Genomic DNA, 7,274 nt, shown 5'->3' with positions numbered 1-7,274 from the left:
CTTCAGCGTCTCGGGGGTGACCGTGACGATGCGTGAGGCGTGTGGCCGGAGGTCCCAGTTGCCGTCGAGGTCCTTGATGCCGGGCTCAGCGCCTGAACCATCATGTTCGAGGGACCGGACCACGGTGACGGGGTGGTACAAGGACGCGGCTTGCAGGAATCGTGGGCCATGCGCCGCTCCATAGACGCTCACCCCGTAGCGGCGTTGGTTCTGGATCTCGAACAGTTTCAGCTCGTTGATGAACTGCCAGTGTCGTCGCAGCCGCCGGTACGTCTCGGCGCGGAGGCCACCGGCCTTCTCGTCGGTGAAGTGCGATTCGAGGTGGATCAGGCCGACCGAACCTGTCGATCACGCTGGTCACCACAGAGATCACTATCGATGGACAGTAGTGGGCATGACCGCAACTGCCATCGCCCCATCCTGGGCCGTCGAAATCGATTCGTGGCGAACCGCCATGCACGCCATGCGCCTGACCGCCCAGACCATCGACCTACGCGCCTACCATGTGCGGCGTCTCGCACGTGCCGCACTGGCGGACTCCCCGTGGTCCGTCGAACCGTCCGAGTTGCTCGACTGGATTGGCCGACATGACTGGCGCCGGGAGACCGCACGCGCCGTCCGGTCCTCTCTGCGTCGGTTCTGGGCGTGGGGTGTCCTTACAAACCGAACGACGGAGAACGTCGCCGAGGTTCTCCCGATGATCAAACCAGAGCAGCCACGCCCTCGCCCAGCAGCGTCCGTAGTCGTCGCACAGGCGATGAACTCCGCCGATCCGCGGGTGAGGCTCATGCTCCGGCTCGCGAACGAACTGGGTATGAGACGCGGCGAGGTTGCCCAAGTGCATCCGGAGAACGACCTCGTCCACGACAGCATCGGCTGGTCTCTCATCGTGCACGGCAAGGGCCAGCGGAAGCGAGTGCTTCCTCTCCCCGACGACCTTGCTGATGCTCTCCGCGCAACAGCCACCGGCCATCTCTTCCCTAGCCCCAGCGGCGGGCACCTGTCGGCGCATTGGGTTGGCACTCTGGTCTCCCGCGCGCTGGCTGACGGAACAACGATGCATCAGCTTCGGCACTTGTGCGCCACAGAGATTCACAATCAAACACATGACGTTCGACTGGTTCAAACTATCCTCGGCCATACGTCACTCGCCACAACACAACGATATTTGGCTGTCGACGACACCAAGATGCGCGATGCTCTCGCGACTCGGTCGAGGAACTGGAACCATGAATGATTCCGCTTCGGAACCGGCCACCCGTCAGGCCCGTCTGACGGCCTTGCCGATCATAGGCACACAGGGAAGCCACCGCGTCGTGGAGGTCACACGGGCGGCAAAGCCTCCACCAGATCGCCCGCGAGGAAGGCCACAGCAACCGCAACCTCTTCGGGATCGCCGACCCCTTCCTCAGCACGCCCCGCCATTGCCGACCCCACTGCATCCGGGCCGGCAGCGAACAGCACTCGCAGGTGCACGACGGCTTCTGCCGTCACCTGACCGCTCACCTCATCCTCCAGCAGACGTACGAAAGAACCCCGCAATTCCTCGGTCTCAACGGCCCGGAGAATCCGATAGATGTCATGCGCGTCCTTGTTGTTCAACCGGTTCGGTGTCTCGACTCGCTCTCCGAGCTTGTGCAGTTTCGCTACCAGGAGTGCCGATGGACCGGCGACGCGCACACTCAGTCGTCGACCATCAGCCGGGTCGAGAGCATCGACCCACGTCGGAGCATTATCGACAACCGCTGCTTCCAGCCCGCGCGCCCGTCGGGTCGCGCGCTTGCCGTGGGGTGGAATCCTACCTCCTCGAGTACTTTTCGATCCTGGCCCCGCCAACGCTTCGGGCACCATCAGATCGACCGGAATCCCCTCGGCGTTTCGCCACGACCCTGGCTGGCCGCCGGCAGAATCGAGGAAGAACCCCGCCGTCTCCATCGCCTCCTCGAGCCTCGGATTCTCCGACAAATCCCGAGGATCGAGGGCGAGGTCCGCGTCCTTGGTCGACTCGGCGAGCGCTACGGGTGCGCCGCCGGTGCGAAGATAGATCGCCTGCGCCCCGATCACCACCACCGCGTCTCGGTGCTCACCCAACGCTTCAACAGCATCGAGCAGCGCCGCCCGCGTCCGCACAAGAAGGTCGTCGCTACCGTTGGCGCCACTGACGCTCATTGTGCACCATCCATTCGATGAGTTCTTCGGCCTCAGACGGGCTGCGGCCGGGTCCGGTGAGGAGATCGACAGCCACCTGCGCTGGAGCTGCACAGACGACCCCAGTCTCACCGACCAGTGTCCGCGCGAAGACGACCTCTGTACTTGGTTCCGCCAGAAGAACGTTCACGCCAGAATCCGTAGCACGAAGATCCCATCCCTCAGCGCACCGAGCACTGTCGTCGACGTAGATCATCGCGTTGCGCGCCGGCGCGTACTCAGCCCAGGAGGCAGCCGCGATCGTTCCGGTTACCGCATACCGCTCGGTAGAACCGGCGACTTTCGCCATCAGCGCCGGCAATCCGCGCGGTGCAATCCAACGAGTGACAGCACTGTTGCGCACGAACGAATAATCCGCACTCCACCGCCTCAGCAACTCGCTCCAGTGCGGGACGACAAGCCCCCCGGTGTCTGTGCGGACTGCCAACTCCTCACCCGCAAGGAAGTCCACCACCCGGTAGGTCGACCCGGTGGACGAACCCGATTCCCGGATGAGGTCGCTGATCGTCCACTCCCTGTCGACGTCGATCAGCGCCCGGACCACCTTTGCAGCGGGGGCACCTTTCAATGTTCCCCGCGGACGCCCCGGTCCGCGCCACGGGTCTCGATCTGCGCCGCTACCCAGAATGAACAGACCAGGCACATCGATGTTCACCTGGACGTTCCCCGTGGCGTCGACGTACGAAATTCCCGCATCGTGGAGACGCTTACGCACCGGGGGCGACAGATACTTCGCCACAACCACACCATGAGCGCCGCGTCGAGCATCGACAGCGCTTTTGAACCATTCGCGCACCGTGGGAACATCGCGACTTTCGATCACGCGTCGGGCCTGAAGGACGAGGTCCACGGCGCGTTCGTCCGGCGCGGTGACCCGCACGACTGTGCCGACGCCTGCATCCGTGGGCGAGACCAGGCGAGCTTCCCAGCGAGACGGCAAGCGGTCGGTCAGTATCGACACGCCGGCGCGCACGATCTCAGCCTCGCTCCGAGGTTCACTCGTCGGGTCCATTCCTTCACCCCTCTCCATGTTCAGGAAATAGCGTACCTCCACCGACAATGGAAGGTGATCATTAGCTGAACAACGTGGGGATGTGTGTCCCACCGACCGCCGACCACAACCTTCTCGCCATCGGGCAAGATTCGACAGGACATCGAATGCAGGCATGGAAGGCGGACACATCGTGGGGGCACTACTACCTACCCTGCAGGCCAACCACCTGCGCGAGGGCCTGACCGACTACCTCGCGACTACGTTCGCCCTCACCGACCCCGACGCGCAGGGCGCCCTGTCGGACTTCGTCGGTCACCCCGACACCGGCATGTTCAAAGGACCATTTGTCCGCCTGCGCCTGCCGTTCGCGCCGGCGAAAAGCGGCTGGAGGGCACACTTCGACTGGTGGCCGGCGGGATTCACCCCCTACGGCCACCAAGCCGCCGCATTCGAGCGGCTGTCAACGAAATTCCACGACCGCCCCCAGCCCACGCTGGTGACCACCGGCACCGGCTCCGGCAAGACCGAGGCGTTCCTCTACCCGATCCTCGACCACGTTCTCCGCGCCAAAGCCGCCGGCGTCACCGGGATGAAAGCACTCATCCTCTATCCGATGAACGCGCTCGCCAACGACCAAGCCGAACGCCTCGCCCGCCTCATCACCGAACATTCCGAACTGTCCGGCGTCACCGCCGGCCTCTACACCGGCGAACAATCCACCGGCGGACGCACCAAAGTCACCGACGACGGCCTCATCACCGACCGCTCCCTCATGCATGCCGCCCCGCCGGACATCCTGCTCACCAACTACAAAATGCTCGACCACCTGCTGCTACACCCCGACCGCGCCGACATCTGGCGCCTCTCCGCCGACGCACTGCAGTACGTCGTCCTCGACGAATTCCACACCTACGACGGCGCACAAGGCACCGACGTCGCCATGCTGCTGCGTCGTCTCGGCCTCACCGTCAAAGCCCACTGGACCGCCGCCTCCCCCGTCACCGACGCCGACCGCGCCCGCCCGTTCGGCCGCATCACCCCCGTCGCCACCTCCGCCACCCTCGGTTCCAAGACCGAACCCACTGCGATGCTCGACTTCGCGCACACCGTCTTCGGCGAAGAGTTCGACGCCGACGCCGTCATCGGCGAGACCCGCCTCACCGCCGCAGCCTGGCTCGCCGACCGCGACACCGCCCTCGACCGGCTGTACCGCCCGATCACCCCTGCCGTCATCGACGCCGCCGCCCGCCTCGACACCTTCACCGCGGACTCGCCCACGAACGCCGCCCTGACTACCGCAGTGCTCGCCGAGCTGTTCGAGCGTGCGGAAGTGTTCGAGCGCACCGAATTGTTCACGACCGCCGACGACCTCGACACCGACCGTCGTCTCACCCCCACCGAGCTGCGGCATCTCGACGCCACCGAACAACTGCACCTACTCAAGGGCCATCCGCTGATGCAGCGGCTGCTCGACCACGCCGTCGACGCGATCTCCCTCGCCGACCTCGCCGAGGCACTGTTCGACGCACCCACCGCCGAGCGGGACACCCGCCGTGTCCGCGCCGCCCAGCAGCGCTTCCTCGACTACGTGTTCGCAGCACTCTCCCACCTCCGCGCCGAAGTGGGTCGTGCGGCGTTGAATGTCGATGTGCACCTGTGGATTCGAGAGCTGTCCCGCATCGACCGGGCCGTCGCCACCAACACCGCCTACCGCTGGTCCGACGACGGCGTCCACGAAGACGGCGACGTCATGCACCTGCCGGCCATCTTCTGTCGGCACTGCGGCCGCTCCGGATGGGGTGCACGCCTCGCACCCACCGGCCACACCCTCGACGTCACCGACGACGCCATCCGCGCCGACCACGCGGCCGGCGCCTCCCGCTTCCGCGCGCTGATCTCCGCACCCGCCGAAGCGCTCGTCGGCGCAGCCCGAGCCGATTCCCCCATCGAGGGTCTGCGCTGGTTCCGCATCGACGACCGCGAAATCGTCGACACACCACCCGATCCCGACGGCACCGAACAACTCGAAGGCAAAGTCCTACCCGTCCTGGTCCTCACCGGCGACAGCACCGAAGACGACTCCAAGAACGACATGTGCCCGGCCTGCGGTGTCGCCGACGGCATCCGGTTCCTCGGTAGCGCCGTCGCCACCCAGCTTTCGGTGACCCTGTCGAATCTGTTCGGTGACGCCGCCCTCGACGCCGACGAGAAGAAGGCGTTGATGTTCACCGACAGCGTGCAGGACGCCGCGCACCGCGCCGGGTTCGTCCAGGCCCGCTCCCACACCCTCAGCTTGCGTTCGACGCTGCGCAGCGCCCTCGGTGATTCCGCGCTGAGCCTGCCCGAACTGCGCGACGCCGTCCTGGCCCGCGCCGGCGACGATCCGGCCCGCCGCTACCACCTCCTCGCCCCCGACATCGTCGACCACGACGAGTTCACCCCGTTCTGGAAGCCCGACGCACCGACTCAGGCCCGCAAGAACGCCACCGACAAGGTGCGACAGCGCCTCGCATTCGACATCGACCTGGAATTCGGGTTGCAATCCCGGCTCGGCCGCACCCTCGAACTCACCGGCAGCACCGTCGCCGAAGTCGACCTCGGCGGCCCGGAACGCCCGGTGCGGCTCGGCCGTGCCGCACTCAACGCCACCGAACATCAGCTCTCGCTCACACCGCCGGACAACGCTGCCATCGCGCGTTGGGTGCGTGGCACCGTCGAACGGGTCCGCACCCGCGGCGCCATCCGACACCCGTGGCTACTCAAGTACATCGAGAAAGACGCCAACCGCCGCTGGGTGTGGGGCGGGCGCCCCAAGGGCGAAGGCATGCCCGCATTCCCGAAGGGCCGGCCCGCCCCCGCATTCCCCGCAATCGGATCACGCACCGTCCCCGAAGGATTCGACGCGATCACCGCCGTCTCCTCCTGGTATGCACGCTGGGCGTCGCAATGCCTGAACGTTTCCCCGTTCGACGGCAGCTTCCTCGCCCGCTCCCTGTTCTCCGTCCTCGCCGAACAACGGGTCCTCACCGCGGTCCTCACCGAAAGCGGACTCACCGCCTACGGGCTGCCACCCACCGCGATCACCGTGTCGGCTCCGTCGGACGAGGATCTCGCCGCCCGCCGGCACCTGTTGGTGTGCAGCGTGTGCCACACCCCCACCCCCGGCTCGGCCACCGTCATCGACGAACTCGACGGCGCACCGTGCCTGCTCGTCCGCTGCCCCGGCACCCTCACTCGCGCGCCGAAGGCGCAGAACTTCTACCGTCGCCTCTACGACACCGCCGAGATGAAGCGCGTCGTCGCGCGCGAACACACCTCGCTGCTGCCCACCGCGACCCGCCTCGGCTACGAGACCGCGTTCAAACGCGGCGGCGCCGACCCGCAGGCCCCCAACGTCCTCGTCGCCACCCCCACCCTCGAGATGGGCATCGACATCGGCGACCTGTCCACCGTGATGCTCGGATCGCTGCCACGCACCGTCTCGTCGTATCTGCAGCGCGTCGGCCGCGCCGGGCGCCTCACCGGCAACTCGCTGGTTCTCGCGTTCGTCCGCGGACGCGGCGAACACCTGCCGAAGCTGTACGACCCGACGTCGGTGATCCAGGGCGACGTCCGCCCACCCGCGACCTTCCTCACCGCCGAGGAGATCCTGCAACGTCAGTACGTCGCGCACGTCATCGACCGGCTCGCCCGCGACCCGTCCACCGTCGCGCCGCGCGGTGCCCGCGCCGTGCTCGGCAGCTTCGATCCGGGCAGTTGGATGGCCGGTCTGCTCACCGCCGTGGATACCGACGCGCACACGCTGGTCGACGGGTTCCTCGCCCAATTCGACGATGTCCTCGATGTATCCACCCGAGACTCGTTGCGCACCTGGGCAACCCCCGGTGATGATGGGATACCCAGCGGGCTCGTCACCGATCTGCAGGAGGCCGTGCACCGCTGGAACCGCGACCTCACCGAACTCACCGCGCGCCGCGCCGCCGTCGACGCGGAGATGCCCGAATTCGAACGCCGCGCGGCCTCGCCCGCCGCGACCGACGACGACCTGCGCGACCTGCGCACCGCCAAGGGG

General features: G+C 66.7%; 5 protein-coding genes. 2 read left to right on the top strand and 3 right to left on the bottom strand.

The features are described 5' to 3' along the window. On the bottom strand, positions 1-192 hold a 192-nt coding region (locus tag WAX14_RS12520; RefSeq protein ID WP_422628381.1), incomplete at its 3' end, for a hypothetical protein. A gap of 202 nt (positions 193-394) precedes the next feature. Between WAX14_RS12520 and WAX14_RS12515 the strand changes: the two genes are divergently transcribed. Next, a complete protein-coding gene (locus WAX14_RS12515) occupies positions 395-1,237 on the top strand; it encodes a tyrosine-type recombinase/integrase (RefSeq protein WP_422628380.1) in 843 nt (280 codons plus the stop codon). 86 nt (positions 1,238-1,323) lie between these two features. Here the strand turns inward: WAX14_RS12515 and WAX14_RS12510 are convergent, their stop codons facing one another. Both WAX14_RS12510 and WAX14_RS12505 read right to left on the bottom strand, forming a co-directional pair. Further along, complete coding sequence (locus WAX14_RS12510) at positions 1,324-2,169, bottom strand: GSU2403 family nucleotidyltransferase fold protein (protein WP_422628379.1); 846 nt, start codon at positions 2,167-2,169, stop codon at positions 1,324-1,326. Beyond that, complete coding sequence (locus WAX14_RS12505) at positions 2,144-3,181, bottom strand: hypothetical protein (protein ID WP_422628378.1); 1,038 nt, start codon at positions 3,179-3,181, stop codon at positions 2,144-2,146. The genes WAX14_RS12510 and WAX14_RS12505 overlap by 26 nt, the downstream gene beginning before the upstream one ends. A 193-nt stretch (positions 3,182-3,374) precedes the next feature. Between WAX14_RS12505 and WAX14_RS12500 the strand changes: the two genes are divergently transcribed. Then, positions 3,375-7,274 (top strand): DEAD/DEAH box helicase (locus tag WAX14_RS12500; protein ID WP_422628377.1); only part of this gene is annotated, 3,900 nt, incomplete at its 3' end.

Origin of the sequence: Rhodococcus sp. (in: high G+C Gram-positive bacteria), assembly GCF_049299235.1 — a bacterium.
In the GTDB taxonomy this organism is placed as follows: Bacteria; Actinomycetota; Actinomycetes; order Mycobacteriales; family Mycobacteriaceae; genus Rhodococcus.
This window is presented reverse-complemented; position numbering and strand designations above follow the sequence as displayed.

What these genes read in the sequence shown, in the direction of transcription:
- WAX14_RS12515 (WP_422628380.1), top strand. Translation starts at nt 395, where the DNA reads ATGACCGCAACTGCCATCGCCCCATCCTGGGCCGTCGAAATCGATTCG.
- WAX14_RS12510 (WP_422628379.1), bottom strand. Translation starts at nt 2,169, where the DNA reads ATGAGCGTCAGTGGCGCCAACGGTAGCGACGACCTTCTTGTGCGGACG.